This is a genomic window from Ekhidna sp. ABH4_415, from assembly GCF_056161305.1.
On record NZ_JBSWYW010000002.1, the window covers coordinates 143,045 to 159,194 of the forward strand.

Sequence of the window (16,150 nt, forward strand, 5' to 3'; positions counted from 1 at the left end):
TGGAGGGGCAAGGGGGTGGGTCACAACGAACCCTTATTTACAGGTGATTGCTGATATTCCAAAAGATCTCCTGGCTGACAATCAAGGGCCTCACAAAGTGCTTCAAGCGTTGTAAAACGCATCGCTTTTGCTTTACCTGTTTTCAAGATAGAGAGATTAGCTTCAGTTATTCCAAGCTGGTGGGCCAGATCTTTTGATCGGATTTTCCGCTGTGCCATAACGACATCAAGGTTTACAATGATTGGCATGGCTCAGATCGTTAGTTTGTTTTCTTCCATAAGCTTGTTGCCCTCTTTAAAGATTTCCGCTAATACAAAACATACCAGGGCGAATAGTGCGTACTTAAAGTCTAGCGTGGTGGTCATGGTTACACCGATGGTTCCACCGAAATCAGTTAAAGGTTTTATTGAGGGAATTGCTACTGCAAACCATATAAGAAATAGTTGTCCCATTTTTCGGAATGAAAAGACATTTTCAAATCGAAATGTTTCTAAACTCGAAATGGACTTGATGATGCGTATTGACAATTGGATAATCTTAAAAAGAATCGCGACCATAGTCAAGCTTCTAACGCAAGTGAAGTAAAAGTAGAATGTTCCAAATTCACTTAATGGCGGGCTTAGCGGAACGCCTCCCCCGGGGATAGTCTCAAATGAGGGGCTAGTCTCAAATTTAAAAATGGATGAGTCTTGCACGAGGTGAATGTCCTGTAGAAATGAAAGTTCTAACGGCCAGGCGATCATGAAAAACACTAGCAATGCACCTAAAAGGATCTCCAGTCCAAGGATAAACCGTGCGGCAAACGTTGCAAGTTTTAATATAATATTATTCATAAGTAATTAATTTATGCAATTATATAAATAATTATTGAAAAACAATAATAAATTATTGATATAAATTTTCTTCGATTTGAGTTAAGTATTTTGAATTGACCTATCTTATTCCAGTTTTGAATCGCACAAAAACCAACTGGACTTATCTGTTCCTCCTCATCCTGTCAGGAGAAGCAATATTTGTCTTACCATTCGTACTGCAGCGGGTATTTAGATCAACGGTACTTGAAGTTTTTGAAATAAGTAACACACAGCTTGGTCTTTGCTTTACATTTTATGGAATAGCTGCGATGCTTTCCTATTTTGTAGGCGGTCCGATTTCCGATCGATTTGAACCTCGAAAGTTGATCGCATTTTCGTTATGGTTAACCGCTATTGGTGGATTGGTGTATGCGCTGTATCCGGGTTTTTTCGCATTGCAGCTATTGTATGGCTATTGGGGGTTCACCACCATCTTACTTTTTTGGTCGCCTATGATTAAAGCGACTCGAATTTGGGGAGGAGCAGCAGATCAAGGCAAAGCCTTTGGAATATTAGATGGAGGGCGGGGACTTGTAGGTGCTTTGTTTGGAGTTTTTGCAGTCTTGCTGTTTGCCAATTCGCTCGTTGAGAATATTGAAATAAACCTCGATGAAAGAAGAGAGGCCTTTAAATGGGCTATTCACGGATCGACAGTCTCCATTGCGATAATAGGTAGTTTGGTTTGGTTTTTTCTCAAAACCGATGAAGCGGCTATGGAAAAAGTAGATCAACTATCCATCAGGCAGGTGAAAGAAGTTATCAAATTACCTGCAGTTTGGCTATTGATGGTCATTATTTTATGTGCCTATATGGGGTATAAGACCACTGATGTGGTATCTCTGTATGCAAGAGAAGTGTTGATTTATGATGAAATTGATTCAGCACATATTGGTACCTTCTTGTTATTCATGAGGCCTCTGGCAGGTGTTTTGATAGGTTTTGCTGCAGATCGTTCCCAAACCACACTTTGCCTAATCATGAGTTTCGCCATCATGCTAGTTGGGTCACTTTGGTTCGCGAGTGGTTTTGGTTTTGGAATAATTCCAATCTTCCTTATTTCAATTTTCACTATTTCCGGAGGGGTGTATGCGGCACGCGCACTTTATTTTGCGGTGATGAGGGAAGGAAGGGTACCATTATACCTTACCGGCACTGCTGTAGGTGTGGTTTCAGTAGTAGGATTTACTCCGGATGTTTTTGCAGGGGTTATTATCGGATTCCTTTTGGACAACAATCCAGGTGAGGTTGGACATCAACACGTGTTTTTGCTTCTGGCTGCTTTTTCAGCATTGGGCATTTTTTGTGCCTGGAGATATCATAAGATTAGTTACAGGTTTTAGATTGGAAGGATTAATCCGCCTTATAAATTCCATCATAATCACTTCCCATGTATGCACCCCACTTGACAGACTTCTTTATTTCAATGTCAGTTTTAACGAGGTTTACCCGTAGGTTTTTCATAGAAAAGATATTTCTTGATTCTGTGTGGTTGCAGTATACTATATCAAACTTCCCATCATTATCAAGATCTCCCACCCATGGTGTAGATGCGAGGTTTATGCCAAACTGCGCTTTTGTGAATTGGTGGACACTTTTATTCTTGAAATCGTAAAGCATTAAACAATTGAAATAGTCATTTAAAGGTAACTGCTCTACCTTAATATTTACACTGAGAAGAGCATCATCATATCCATCTTGAGTTATATCTGCAATGATAGGAGTGCTAGTTTGAATTGCGCCTAAAGTACCCGTGAATATTGCCTTACCAGTAGCTCCATCTATTAATCTTTGCTTGGAACCAGTCAAATTGGGCCATATACCTGAAGTATAAACAGAAAAGAAATCAATTTTTCCCAGATCAAAGAAATTACCGGCAGCTATTGATCCGTAAGCTTCGGATGAGGGGGTTAGGGACTGCCAAAGTGTTTCTTTAGTAGCTCCATCGACGGCAATCATTCGACCGTCTACGGCATTTATCAGGATATCAAGTGTTCCATCTTTGGTGACATCTATAAGTAATGGTGGAGCAATAAAGCCTTTTTCAGGACTACTGGCGATAGATATGGCACCATTAATATCTCCATCGCGGATTTCCGTCAAAGTACTTATATACATATTGCCTCCGATGGTCTCACCTCCGGTACCGAATATGACCGAATAATCAGTGTCGGATGGATTTAATTTTGTAACAACGGCAGAACAATAAATTTCTTTACCATCAGGCATCATTGCCCGTGAAATGACTTTACCATTTTGGCCATCCAGAATGAAAATTTGTCCGGTAGGTCGATCTTTCTCATTTGGTTTTTTGGTGACGTCACCACCATTTGCAACGAGAATATCATTCTTTCCATCACTGTTTTGATCATCAATGATCTGAGGATTGTAAAAGTTATAGAAGCCTAATTTTCTAAGTTTTTCAGGCTTATCAATGTCTGTAAACTCCCATATTAATTCCCCAGACTTTCCACTTATAGCTTTAAGCTCAGCGGAACGGCCAGAGATAATAATGTCGCTCACACCATCTTCATCTATGTCATAGATACCTGCAGACCCAAAAATCTGATCTCTCGCACCGACATGCCACAGCATCGAGCCATCTTTTCCATTCAATGCAACAATGGCCGTATCTGCTTTCTCAAATTCCTCTCTTCCACAACCAAGAATGATATCTTTTATTCCATCATTATTTAAATCCGCCACCCTTGGGGACGAAAATGTACCTAAATCTTTAAACTCTGCTGTCCACGCTGGACTCATTTGAGCATGGGAGCGGTTTGAACTAAAAATGGTAATTAAGACTATTATAGCAACTCGATTATGCTTTGACATAAATTGTTTTGAATTTTAAGTCAACTAAAATATATCAATGATTCTAAAGAAATCTTCTTTAGAATTTAAAGAGCTATTAGAATATTGAATGAATCCGTCTGAAATACTAAAACAATATTGGGGCTATGAGGCTTTCCGACCGTTACAGGAAGACATCATCCAGTCGGTATTGGATGGGAATGATACGCTGGCATTGCTACCTACTGGGGGAGGCAAATCGATCTGTTTTCAGGTGCCTGCATTGATGACTGAAGGTATTTGCATTGTGGTATCCCCATTGATTTCCTTGATGAAGGACCAGGTGGATCAGCTTCAACGACGAGGAATAAAGGCAGCAGCCATCTATTCCGGGATGAGCCGACGAGAGATCGACATTACGTTAGATAACTGTATTTACGGAGATTTTAAGTTTCTATATGTATCTCCTGAGCGATTGAAAACAGAGATCTTTATTGAGCGTGCCAGGCAGATGAATGTAAATCTACTGGCCATCGATGAGGCACATTGCATCTCGCAGTGGGGTTATGATTTCCGACCGCCGTATTTGGAAATAGCTGAATCTAAAAAAGAGATTGCTCCTGATCGGATGATCGCGTTGACGGCAACAGCGACTAAGGAGGTAAAGGAGGAAATCATAGAGAAGCTGGAGATGACCGATGCGAAGGTCTTCCAAAAAAGCTTTGCTCGTGCCAATCTATCGTACTCGGCTTTTCGACTTGAGAATAAAGAAGGAAAGTTGCTTGAAATTCTTGGCAATGTGCCTGGATCATCGGTGGTGTATGTGCGGAGCAGAAAGCGAACAAGAGAACTTGCAGATCTGATGCGCAGAAATCAAATATCTGCAGATCACTACCATGCAGGGCTCAGTGGGTTGGAGCGGTCGGAAAAGCAAAATGCATGGATCAATAATCAAACACGTGTGATGGTCGCTACCAATGCGTTTGGGATGGGGATCGACAAGCCGGATGTACGCACAGTCATCCACATGGATTTGCCCGATTCACTTGAGGCGTATTATCAGGAAGCCGGGCGTGCGGGACGGGATGAAAGAAAAGCCTATGCTGTAGCTCTTTATCACGATCAGGACGTAGATGAATTAAAAGACCGAACCAATCGATCAGTAGTGTCGCTTGAGCAAATAAAGCGCACTTATCAGGCACTGGCTAACTTTTTTAAAATGGCCATTGGCAGTCACGCGCTCTCCAGTTTTCCATTTAACTATGAGCAATTCGTAAATACCTACAATCTACCTGTGGTCGAAACTTATGCAGCACTAAAAAAGCTGACAGATGAAGGGCTCATTCAAATGACAGAAGGGTTTTACGAACAATCGAAGATCACTTTTTTACTGGATAAAAGTGAGACGTATAAATTTCAGATAGCCAACCCGAAACTTGATTCTGTAATCAAAACACTACTACGACTTTACGGTGGAGAAGTCTTTGCAGGCTATGCAAAAATCAAGGAAAAGGACATTGGTTCGCTACTTAAGACAGATAAAGTACAAGTTAGGAAATGGCTGAAGTTTCTACACGATAGCGAAGTGATTGACTATCAACCTGCAATGGATTCCGCCACGATTACTTTCTTAACTCCTCGTCTTGATCCCGAGAAGCTACCTATTGACAATAAGCAGATCGAGTGGAGGCGAAAACTGGCTTTAGAAAAAGCTAATGCGGTAATTGATTATGTAAAAACAAACGAGTGTCGTACACAGATATTTCAGCTATATTTTGATGAGGAAACGACGATTACCTGTGGTATTTGCGACAATGATCTGGAAAAGAAAAAGAAACTAAAAGCCAGTGAAATTCCTGTTGATAAGGTGGAAGAGGTACTGGAGTCTCCTCGTAATATATCGGAACTCCGGGCCTTACTAGCCAGCTATACCCAGGATCAGATCATGGAGGCCCTTCGTATACTCATCGATGATAAGAAAGCCGTGGAGAGTGGGGGGAAATTCTCGTTGACATAGCTATGTCCCCCTTGGGGGGATAGCGGGTGAATTGCTTGAATAATCCATCATCACCCACCTGACCTCCCTCAAGGGAGGAATTAGTTCGTTTTAAAAAAATCAAGTTTCCTTACCCTTCCAATGCTGCAACACCTGGCAGCATCTTTCCTTCCATGTACTCAAGTAATGCACCACCACCGGTAGAAACGTAGGATACTTTATCGCCATAGCCCAGATTATTCACTGCAGAGGCAGAGTCTCCACCTCCGATTAATGAGAAACCACCATTCAGTGTGGCTTTTACTACTGCTTGAGCAATCGTGTTCGTGCCTTCAGCGAAGTTACTCATCTCGAATACTCCCATTGGGCCGTTCCAAAGGATTGTTTTAGAGCTTTCAATGATTTTGGAAAAAACCTCTCTGGACTCTGGGCCAATGTCTAATCCCATATATCCCTCTGGAATGGCATAATTGTCTGAGATTTGCGTATTTGCTTCGTTGTTGAAATCGTCAGCGACGATGGAGTCTTTAGGTAGCTGAAGGTCTACGCCTTTTTCTTTTGCTTTTTGGATCAGCTCTTTCGCCAGGTCCAGTTTGTCTTCTTCCACCAATGAGTTTCCGATTTGTCCACCCATCGCCTTGAAAAAGGTATAGCTCATGCCACCACCGATAATCAAGTGATCTACCTTATCCAGCAGCTGCTCGATGATCATGATCTTGTCAGAGATTTTAGCTCCTCCCATGATCGCGGTGAATGGCTTATCCGCTTTTTCCAGCACTTTCTGTGCATTCTCAAGCTCTGCACTCATCACATACCCACAGCACTTGTCATCAAAATATTTGGCAGCAACAGTAGTCGAGGCATGTGCTCGGTGTGCTGTTCCGAATGCATCATTCACATAAATATCTCCGTGCTTAGCCAGCTTTTCAGCAAATGCCTCATCACCGGCTGTTTCTTCTTTATAGAACCTGACATTGTCGAGCAGTAGCACTTCGCCACCCTGTAGTTGTCTTGATAGTTCGTTTGCTGATTCACCAATGCAATCACCCCCAAACTTTACTTCTACCCCCAGCTTTTCACTCAGGTTAGGAATAATGTGTCGTAGTGAGAATTTATCTTCCGGCCCATTTTTAGGTCTGCCCAGGTGAGACATCAACACGCATGATCCACCATCTTTTAAAATTTTCTTCAAAGTTGGGATGGCTGCATTGATTCTGGTTTCATCTGTCACTTTCATATCCTCATTCAGCGGGACATTAAAGTCTACCCGGATCAATGCTCGTTTTCCTTCAAAATTGTAATCTTCGATGGTCTTCATGGTATGCTTGTTTTTGAGATCGCAAACATAAGAAGGGATGTCCAATTCTTAGATGTTTAAACAATCGGAATACTAACTGGTTGGTAGGTAAATTTGCGTCATGTCTAGAATTGTTCCCATACTTTCTTTGGTCGTAGTGCTGATTGTCAATTTCCTGGCTAATTTTCTTCCAATCGGTGGTCGAACAACAGGAGAAGTTTCTGAAGCTTACCCAACGCTATTCACTCCTGCGGGATTCACCTTCTCTATTTGGGGCGTCATCTATGTATTTCTAATAGCTTATGTGATTTATCAATATTTACCCAGAAATAGGGAGGATAGAACATTTGAAAGGATCAACAGGCATTTTGTCGTAAACTGCTCGGCCAATGCCTTATGGATTTTTGCGTGGCATTATGAATTGATCACCTTGTCGCTCATTCTCATGGCAGTGATCCTGAGTTCACTTATTGGGATTTATCGGCATGTTTTACCTGGAAAAATTGCCGGTTTTCGGGATAAACTTTTTGTCCGGGTACCCTTTAGCCTCTATTTCGGTTGGATTACAGTAGCGACATTAGCCAATATCAGTGTTGAGCAATCTGTGATTGGGATGGACAATTGGATCATGACAAAAACCGTTTGGGTGTTTGTTGAGTTGGCACTAGCAGGAGCCATTGCTACTGTAATGGTGATCAGGTATCGGGATCCGATTTTTGGTGGCGTGGTGGCATGGGCTGCTTATGGCATTACCGAAAGACAAACCGGAACACCAGAAGTGGCTGGAGCCGCTGCAGCAGTTATGATCCTCGTGTTGGTAATTCTGATCATAGAAGGGATCAGAAGTATGGTTTTTAAATGACTATTTCGTCCGCTCAATGGTGAACTGTACCAGATCTTCTAATGAATTGCGATAAGCAGATTCAGGCAGGGTCTGAAGAATGTCTTTAGCTTTTTGATGATATTTTTCCATCACGGAGATCGCATATTCAATTCCACCCGAATCTTTCACAAAATCAATGACATCATGCACTAGTTTGGGTTTTTTTTCTGCTCGTTTTACCAGCTTTTTTATTCGCCTTTTTTCAAGCTTTGAAGCTTTATTGAGCGCATAAATGAGAGGAAGCGTCATTTTCTTTTCTTTGATGTCGATTCCCCGTGGTTTACCAATTTCAAAGGTTCCGTAATCAAAAAGATCATCTTTTATCTGAAATGCCATTCCTACTGCCAGACCAAATTCACCCATTTTTTCAATGGTTTCTTCATCGGCACCTGCAGAAGCCGCACCCACTTTACAACAAGAAGTAATCAGGCTGGCTGTTTTTTGGCGGATCACGTCATAGTATATCTCTTCATTAATATTTAGCTTTCGAGCTTTTTCCATCTGCAATAGCTCACCCTCACTCATTTCCTTTACCGCCTCTGTAGTGATTCGAAGCAAGTCATAATCTCCATTTTCCATTGACAGGATGAGCCCTCGAGACAAAAGAAAATCTCCTACCAAGACTGCAATTTTGTTTTTCCAAAGCGCATTAATAGAGAAAAATCCTCGTCTTTTATTTGCGTCATCCACCACGTCATCGTGTACCAGTGTGGCAGTGTGCAGCAACTCGATTAGGGCAGCCCCTCTGTAAGTAGATTCAGAGATCCGTCCAGTGGCACCTGCACTTAGGAAAACAAAGAGTGGCCGCATTTGCTTTCCCTTTCGACGTACAATATACCCGGTTATCTTATCCAGAAGCATAACTTTACTCTTCATGGATTGGCGGAATTTCTTTTCAAATTCTGCCATTTCATTATTCACAGGCGCTTGGATGTCAGATAGTTTTAAGGACATATCAGTTTTTGATGAACCTTGTGGTGATGGTTTTGGAAGAGGTATGAGCCTTTATCAAATACATCCCCTTGTTCAATGATTCAATATTTACGATTGATTGATTGGTTTCTTTGGATTGACGGAATACAATTTTGGCGTGAATATCGTATATCTCGAAGCTAAATTGCTCAGAATTTGTTGATTGTATGAATAAAAGTTTGCTTGACGGGTTGGGATACGTGATAATCGTGGGATTAGCTGGTTTTGTTTCATACGTTCCATTAAAAAACTTCATGGCATAATCAACACTTTGTTCACCTATGATGTTTCCAATCTCTCTGCCCGGAATGTCATCGGCCGGAGGATGAATCCCACCCCATATTCTGGACAAACTACATTGGTCTGCAGCATCGCGATAAGTAGCCCATTGCAGTACAACATCTACGCTGGGACCTTCTTCAAAAACGAGGAATTCATTTTTAGGTGCTACAAATTCCCCCATCCCACCGGGAAAAAATGCACTTCCCGTTAACTTTTCTAATACAATTGATGCGGCTCTGCTGAAAGTTGAATGCCCTGAGACGTATCCCGCGAATGGGGGAGTAACAAACGAAGGGCGTTGATAAGGCCACCAGTCCTCCGCAAGAATCCAGTCAACACCCGCAGCATCTGTTTCTGGGTTGATAATAAATAGCGGGCCTTTCCAGGCTTTTATTTTGATTTTCCCTACATCCTTTTCACCATCTGCTAATGGATCATCCGTGCTGGTGATCACTTCCACGAACCCTTCGATCAAAGGGATGCCTTCTTCATGAAAACCAGGAAGGGAAGGGTCACTGGATTGACCTTTTGAAGCCATGAATCGTATAGCTGATACGGGTCTGATATAATCATACCATCCTTTGATGCCCCAGACACTCACAGCTACATCATGCATGGCCCCTCCAAGTGTAAAATAGGTTTTCACATCCCATTCCAGCGCATCCACTTCTTCTCCAGTTCCTCCCATCTTTTTCACAAGTTGTGGGTGGTCATTGACGTAGTTTAGAATAGTGAACCAATGACCGGGAGGGGTCTCAGAGTCAGGGCCATCAGCCCAGAATTCTGCCAACACACGAGTATAATCACCCCTAGGTACAAGTTGCTCTTCATATGGTGAACCAGTTGTCGGATTTAAAGACCACCCTTCACTAGCATCTCCACCTTGCTCCAGATCATAAAAAGATTCGTAATCACCCATGGAATTCGGGTAAGACTGGATGTTTCCTATGCTTTTTGGTGAAATATCCCACATCACTTCATCCGAAGGATCTAAGTGGCTGGACCATACATTAACCAGGCAAAACCCCCACTTATACGCATCGCTTTCAATTGATGGTGGTGGTCCCGGGTCGTGATAGACAATGTATTCATGCCCATCTCGCTGTTTGATTGTTGCGTCGGCTTTTTGTAGGGCAAAGGGCTTTACATTTCCCCACTCCGGACTTAGGAAAGCAGGGGTAGTATCGTCAGAGGGATTCCCACTTTGATCAATAAAGAAATCGAGTGTTAGTGGCTGCCATCTATCTGGGTCTGAAATGGTAGGATTGCCACTTTGCTGGATAAACAATGGTTCATTTACTGGCTCATAATATTCATTGGCATAATCATATTGCTCATTAGCTCCATCGTTGAGACCATAGTTTATGATACAAGAAGCAAGATAATTTCCTAATGCGGCCGGTGCGCCATTCCAGTACTCTTCAGATGAATAATCAGTGTCATAACCTAGTTCTTCCATTAGGTCATGTGCTAGCAGCAGCGTATGATAGCTTCCTGGTGAATTTTTAAAACGATGTTTAATAAGCTTGTAAACGGCATAGCTCAACGTTTCTTCTACTGCCTCCTTCTTGTTTGAAGGAGCAGTTATTTCAAAAACAGCACAATGATTACCTAAAAAATAAGGTGTAGCTTCCTCATCATAGAATGCCCATGCATCATACATGGCCGCTGAGATATGAAAGAGATTTCTTGCATGAATGGTAGGTCTGGCCAGGTCATTTCTTATTCCCTCCAAAATCACTTCATTCCACTGTCTGGCCACACTGTGTTGGCCCATTGTGCTATACACTGTGCAAAGTGAGAAGAGAATTAGAGAGAGGCGGGTCATCATCTTCAATTTCGAATCTCAAACTTATTAAATCCAATTATCTTTCCGCCAATTTCTAATTGAGGTAAATGGGTAGAAAGAAAGTTAGGTATTCAGAAATTGTCCCAAACAAAAATGATTGGCCGATTGTCAAACTGTCCAGGGACAGAAGAGAGTTCATCGATGAGGTGACGGCTGAAACGTACAATCACCTGATTGAGGGGAAAGGTGGATCGCTGAGAGAAGAAATAGAAATGACGATTCATCGCGAAAAGCTTCGGATGAAAGCCAACCCGTGGCGTGTAGACCCACCCGATGAGCGTGTTTATTGGAAAAACATGCAGGCGCGCCTGCTGGACATCAATCCGGATGAAAAAGAAAAGGCCATAGCACTCGAAAAAGAGCTTTTGAGTGAAATTATCAATAGATATACGCAGGAAATAGCGGGGAGCTTTAAGCGGTCAGCCTACCAGTTTGCTCAAAAATTCATTACGTTCGGTTTTGCCCGTTTGCTTAATGCTGCACGAGTTAAGGGGTTGCTGTCTTTGTTTAGTCGTCAGTTGGATCTGGACGATAAAATCCATGTCATTGGAGAAACTGAGCATATCAGATCACTCGCCAAGAAGGGAACGGTTGTAATGGTTCCAACACATTTCAGTAACCTTGACTCGATCCTGATCGGCTGGGCTATTCAGTATCTCGGACTCCCTCCTTTTATATATGGTGCAGGACTCAACCTGTTTAACATCAAGATTTTAGCCTATTTCATGAATAGCCTGGGTGCTTATAAAGTGGATAGGAGAAAGAAGAACCCTATTTATTTAGAGACGCTTAAGACATATTCCAGACATGCGATTAAAAAAGGGTGCCACTCTTTGTTTTTTCCTGGGGGTACACGTTCTCGTTCTGGAGAGATTGAAACTAATCTGCGAACAGGTTTGCTTGGCACTGCAATTGAAGCTCAACGAGAGCTTTATTTAAATGCAGGTGAAAATGAGGATGTAAGAAAGGTTTTTATTGTGCCAGTGGTAATCAACTACCACTTCACGCTGGAGGCACCTTCGCTTATAAGGGACCATTTGAAAAGAACAGGCAGAGAGCGCTATTATGTAGAGGCTGATGAGTTTTCTACTTCATATAAGCTTGGTACATTCATGTTCAAGTTTTTCACAAAAGGATCTGATATTTCTGTGAATATTGGGCGAGGGATGGATATTTTGGGCAACTATGTGGATGATGATGGTAATAGCTTTGATAAAAATGGTAATGCAATCAACGTAAAAGATTATTTCCTCAGAGATAAGAAAATCACGTTTGATGCACAGCGTGAGAAGGAATACGTGCGTGTATTGTCAAAACGGATTGTAGAAGAATACCACAAATACAATCGTGTTTTTGCCAGTCACCTTGTTGCTTTTACTGCCTTCAAAATGCTGGAACGAAAGAACCCTAAACTCGATTTATACAGTGTCTTAAGGTTGCCGGATGAAGACTTGGTTCTTGACTATGAAGAGTTTAAGGATAACTTTAAAAAGCTAAGGACCAGGCTAGAGAAAATCCATAAAAAAGGACAAGTGGATATGGCTGATCACATGAAGAAAAAAGCAACAGATGCAATTGAGCATGGTTTGCAGAATGTAGGTCTTTATCATGATCAGCGCCCACTGATAAGAAAAGGTGATAAGATCATCGTACAGGATACAAATACATTGTACTATTATCACAACCGAATGAATGGCTATGGGCTCGAAAAATATATCTAAAGATGAGACTGTAGGGGTCATTGGAGCCGGGAGCTTCGGTACGGCTGTAGCCAATATTTTGGCAGAAAATGAGGCCAATGTTATTCTATATGTCCGTGATCCTGAAAAGACCAGGAAAATTGCAAAACAGCGAGTGAGCTCTGGACAAAAGCTGCATGAAAATATTGAGGTGACGAATAACCTGGAAGAGGTTCCTCAGCGGTGCGAAGTGATATTTCCGATGGTTCCTTCTGCCAACTTTAGGGATATGATCATAAAATTGGCGACTCATTTGAGACCGTATCACGTACTTATTCATGGTACTAAGGGGTTTGATCTGTTCGTCCCTAAAAATCAAAAAATAAATGCTAATAATCCGCTCACACGCGAGCATGTAAAAACCATCTCTGAAGTCATAAAGGAAGAGACTTCAGTACTGCGAGTGGGATGTCTGGCAGGACCAAATTTGGCTCGTGAACTTGACCAACGCAAACCTGCGGCTACTGTGGTGGCTTCTCACTTTGATGAGGTGGTAAAGATTGGTCAGCGTTTACTAAAAAATGATCGCTTCATGATTTATGGTAGCCGTGATCTGATTGGAATTGAACTTTGTGGCATTCTGAAAAATATCATAGCAGTGGGAGCAGGAACGATTGCAGGCATGGATTTGGGTGAAAATGCTAAATCACTTTTCATCAGTCGGGGGCTTGTGGAGATGGTATACATCGGGCAGGCACTCGGTGGAAACGCCCAGGCATTTCTCGGACTCGCTGGAGTAGGTGATCTGATCGCTACCTGTACATCTAATCTGAGCCGAAACTTCACTGTCGGCTACCGATTAGCCAAAGGAGAAGGACTTGATGAAATCATCGAATCCATGGAGGAGGTAGCTGAGGGTATTAAAACCATCAATATTGTAAATCAACTTGCTGAATCTTATAAGGTCAGATGCCCGATCACGGAGACTCTTTACAAGATCATCCATGATCAGATGACCATACAGGAGGCACACACCTATCTGATGAGTTTTCCTTTTAGGGCGGAGATTGATTTTCTAGGAGGTAACTAAGCTTCTAATGCCTTTACTCGCTCCTTTAAAGGAGGGTGAGAATAATGCACAAATACAAAAGCCGGATGAGGAGTCAGGTTTGACAAATGATCAGCACTCATTTTTTTCAAACCGGTGACCAATGGTTTGCTATCATAGGTCTCTTTCGCATAGGCATCCGCTTCATATTCATTTTTTCGCGATATCACATTTCCAATAATCCCAAGTATCGTAGAAATAGGGGAGTATAAGATTCCAAACGCCAACAGATTTAAATGCAAAGCAGAAGTCTGACCACCCATCGCCCAGCTCACCTCAGCACTGTAAGCCATTCGTGAAAAAAGAAATAGCATAAAACCCATCAGTCCGATGCTGAAGATAGTGGTAAACAGGATGTGTTTCTTTTTGTAGTGTCCTACCTCGTGTGCAAATACAGCAGTTAGCTCCGGGATGGAGTGCTTTTCTACCAAAGTATCAAAAAGCACAACTTTCTTTTTCTTCCCTAGCCCACTAAAGAAGGCATTTCCTTTACTGGATCGTTTCGAGCCGTCCATGATAAAAATGTTCTTCAAAGGAAAATTCACCTTGTCGCAATAGGATTGAATGGAGGATTTCAATTCACCATCCTCCATGGGCGTCAGTTTATTGAAAAGCGGTAGGATGAGGGAGGTGTAGAAAAAATTGGCAAAAAGGACGAATGCTGTCATTACTGCCCAGAAATAATACCAGAAATCACTCCCGATAGCATTGACAAAATAGATCAGTACGCCTAGCAAAAGTCCACCAATAATGATGGTGAGGACGTAACCTTTTATTTTATCCAAAATAAAAGTTTTAGCGGTCATCTTATTAAAACCATACTTCGCTTCAATAACAAAATTTCGATATATAGAGAATGGGGTATTAATGATATCGGAAGCTATAAACAGAATTCCAAAGAATATTAAAGGAGAAACTAGACTTAATGGCGAGAACGTACGAATCCACTGATCCAGCATACCGAACCAGCCATTGTAGATGGCCAGAATCAGGATAACAAAACTAAACGTAGCAGAAAAGGTGCCGAACCTCGAAATTTCTGCCTGATAAGCCTGAGATTTGGTATAACGTTCTTCATCATAAATACCTTCCAGCTCCTTTGGAATTGGCTTTTTGGAGCTTTTTCTGTTTAAATAGTTCAATATTCGCTCGAGTGCAAAATCAAAGGTGATAATCACCAGAAGGATTGTGAAGATGGTTTGTTCAGTCATCCCACAAATTAACGGACAATGTTGCTAAAAAATAAACGGAATCGGGCACTTCAGCCTTCGAACGTCTGCAGCAGGCTTTAATGGATCTCCCAGACTAAACGAGTATGCAATGCTAATTTCATGTGCTCCTCCAGTACCAATACCCAGGTCAGAAAGGGTATAATCAAAACTGTAACCAAAAGTTGTTCGGTTGGTCTGCATACCAATCATAAATATAATTGCTTCATTGTTCACTACTCCGTCGGTGTTTTTAATGGGTAAGCCTCTGTACCACAGTCCTGCTAAAATTGAATTAATCGTAAAGTATGCTCCAACATCCAGCTGATCAAAATCTCCTTGCGTCCGATAGTTGAAACTAGGAGTAATGCTTCGCTCACCAATGGCTGTATTTGTGGTATTGGGATTCAAGGAAATGCGATATCCTCCGTGGATGGAGAATTTCCTTGGAAGCGGTGCATCACCACCCGCGATGCTTTGATTAGGCTCCAGGATATGATGCATGGAAGCCCCAATCCATAAGGCTGGATTATAAAGCACTCCTCCGAAGGCCAGGTCAAAAAATCGTGCATTTAGCCCGGTATTGAAAGTTTCCCCTGTCGTCGGCCGAACCTGACCGGTATTGTCAAACTGATCCCCAAAGGTGAGCTTGTCAAAATTCAAATCTCTGAAGTAGTAAGATGCCTGAACACCCGGACGAAAAGTCCATTCATAGTTGAGTTGCACCTGATAGGCATACAATAGACCGATAGAGGTAGAGCTCAGTCCGGCAATCCCTTCACGATCGCGAGTGAATATCACACCGGCACTGCTGTAGTAGTCTTCAAAATGATAATCGAAGTAGGTCGAGAATGTTTCAAAGTTAGCGTCCAGGTTGGGCCATTGTGTCCTGTAATTAATTCCCATTCGGCCTTTCTGATTGATTCCTACCAGTCCGGGATTGAGATAAAGCGGAGCTGCATAATACTGAGAAAACTGGGGGTCTTGCGCCTGCAAAGTGTTTTCCTGACAGAACGTACCGAAGATTATAAGAATGATAAATACCTTTCGGATCATGCAAAATGTATGATTAAAATCATTGAGCAAATTATAACAATTAATACAATTCGGCTCAAGATTTGTTGACTTACGTAGGTAATGTAACGCTGATTGGTACGTTGAAATTTTAAATGAAAACATTCAGCCAATGGAATATGCCTCTTCATTGTTTAAAGTTGCCACATTATTCAGGA

Annotated in this window: 13 protein-coding genes; 5 read left to right on the forward strand and 8 right to left on the reverse strand. The window is 42.0% G+C overall.

Annotation, left to right across the window (positions count from 1 at the left end; all coding sequences use genetic code 11):
* Positions 1-20 precede the first annotated feature (20 nt).
* Both ACXAH9_RS03685 and ACXAH9_RS03690 read right to left on the reverse strand, forming a co-directional pair.
* A complete protein-coding gene (locus ACXAH9_RS03685) occupies positions 21-248 on the reverse strand; it encodes a helix-turn-helix domain-containing protein (protein WP_474893516.1) in 228 nt (75 codons plus the stop codon).
* A 3-nt stretch (positions 249-251) separates the two neighbouring features.
* Entirely contained in the window at positions 252-833 is a 582-nt protein-coding gene (locus ACXAH9_RS03690; protein WP_474893517.1) for a DUF2975 domain-containing protein, read from the reverse strand.
* A 116-nt stretch (positions 834-949) separates the two neighbouring features.
* Between ACXAH9_RS03690 and ACXAH9_RS03695 the strand changes: the two genes are divergently transcribed.
* The gene (locus tag ACXAH9_RS03695) at positions 950-2,194 is read left to right on the forward strand and encodes an MFS transporter (RefSeq protein WP_474893518.1); all 1,245 of its coding nucleotides are present in this window, start codon (positions 950-952) and stop codon (positions 2,192-2,194) included.
* 10 nt (positions 2,195-2,204) lie between these two features.
* Here the strand turns inward: ACXAH9_RS03695 and ACXAH9_RS03700 are convergent, their stop codons facing one another.
* Positions 2,205-3,614, reverse strand: a complete 1,410-nt coding sequence (locus tag ACXAH9_RS03700) for a hypothetical protein (protein WP_474893519.1) — start codon at positions 3,612-3,614, stop codon at positions 2,205-2,207.
* A gap of 160 nt (positions 3,615-3,774) precedes the next feature.
* Between ACXAH9_RS03700 and ACXAH9_RS03705 the strand changes: the two genes are divergently transcribed.
* Positions 3,775-5,661 carry a RecQ family ATP-dependent DNA helicase gene (locus ACXAH9_RS03705; protein WP_474893520.1) on the forward strand — a complete coding sequence of 629 codons (1,887 nt, stop codon included), beginning with the start codon at positions 3,775-3,777 and terminating at the stop codon, positions 5,659-5,661.
* Positions 5,662-5,770: 109 nt separating this feature from the next.
* Here the strand turns inward: ACXAH9_RS03705 and ACXAH9_RS03710 are convergent, their stop codons facing one another.
* Positions 5,771-6,958: a phosphoglycerate kinase gene (locus ACXAH9_RS03710; RefSeq protein ID WP_474893521.1), complete on the reverse strand. Its 1,188-nt coding sequence runs from the start codon at positions 6,956-6,958 to the stop codon at positions 5,771-5,773.
* A gap of 100 nt (positions 6,959-7,058) precedes the next feature.
* Between ACXAH9_RS03710 and ACXAH9_RS03715 the strand changes: the two genes are divergently transcribed.
* The gene (locus ACXAH9_RS03715) at positions 7,059-7,799 is read left to right on the forward strand and encodes a tryptophan-rich sensory protein (protein ID WP_474893522.1); all 741 of its coding nucleotides are present in this window, start codon (positions 7,059-7,061) and stop codon (positions 7,797-7,799) included.
* Here ACXAH9_RS03715 and ACXAH9_RS03720 read toward each other — a convergent pair whose 3' ends face one another.
* Complete coding sequence (locus ACXAH9_RS03720) at positions 7,800-8,774, reverse strand: polyprenyl synthetase family protein (protein ID WP_474893523.1); 975 nt, start codon at positions 8,772-8,774, stop codon at positions 7,800-7,802.
* 1 nt (position 8,775) lies between these two features.
* Positions 8,776-10,851: a T9SS type A sorting domain-containing protein gene (locus ACXAH9_RS03725; RefSeq protein ID WP_474893524.1), complete on the reverse strand. Its 2,076-nt coding sequence runs from the start codon at positions 10,849-10,851 to the stop codon at positions 8,776-8,778.
* Positions 10,852-10,970: 119 nt separating this feature from the next.
* On the opposite strand from ACXAH9_RS03725, the gene ACXAH9_RS03730 reads away from it, so the two are divergent.
* The gene (locus ACXAH9_RS03730; protein ID WP_474893525.1) at positions 10,971-12,644 is read left to right on the forward strand and encodes a 1-acyl-sn-glycerol-3-phosphate acyltransferase; all 1,674 of its coding nucleotides are present in this window, start codon (positions 10,971-10,973) and stop codon (positions 12,642-12,644) included.
* Positions 12,622-13,692 carry an NAD(P)H-dependent glycerol-3-phosphate dehydrogenase gene (locus ACXAH9_RS03735; protein WP_474893526.1) on the forward strand — a complete coding sequence of 357 codons (1,071 nt, stop codon included), beginning with the start codon at positions 12,622-12,624 and terminating at the stop codon, positions 13,690-13,692. The genes ACXAH9_RS03730 and ACXAH9_RS03735 overlap by 23 nt, the downstream gene beginning before the upstream one ends.
* Here the strand turns inward: ACXAH9_RS03735 and ACXAH9_RS03740 are convergent.
* Together ACXAH9_RS03740 and ACXAH9_RS03745 are read right to left on the reverse strand one after the other, a co-directional pair.
* Positions 13,689-14,921, reverse strand: a complete 1,233-nt coding sequence (locus ACXAH9_RS03740; protein ID WP_474893527.1) for a M48 family metallopeptidase — start codon at positions 14,919-14,921, stop codon at positions 13,689-13,691. The genes ACXAH9_RS03735 and ACXAH9_RS03740 overlap by 4 nt on opposite strands.
* 24 nt (positions 14,922-14,945) lie before the next feature.
* Complete coding sequence (locus ACXAH9_RS03745) at positions 14,946-15,974, reverse strand: PorP/SprF family type IX secretion system membrane protein (RefSeq protein ID WP_474893528.1); 1,029 nt, start codon at positions 15,972-15,974, stop codon at positions 14,946-14,948.
* Positions 15,975-16,150: the final 176 nt, after the last annotated feature.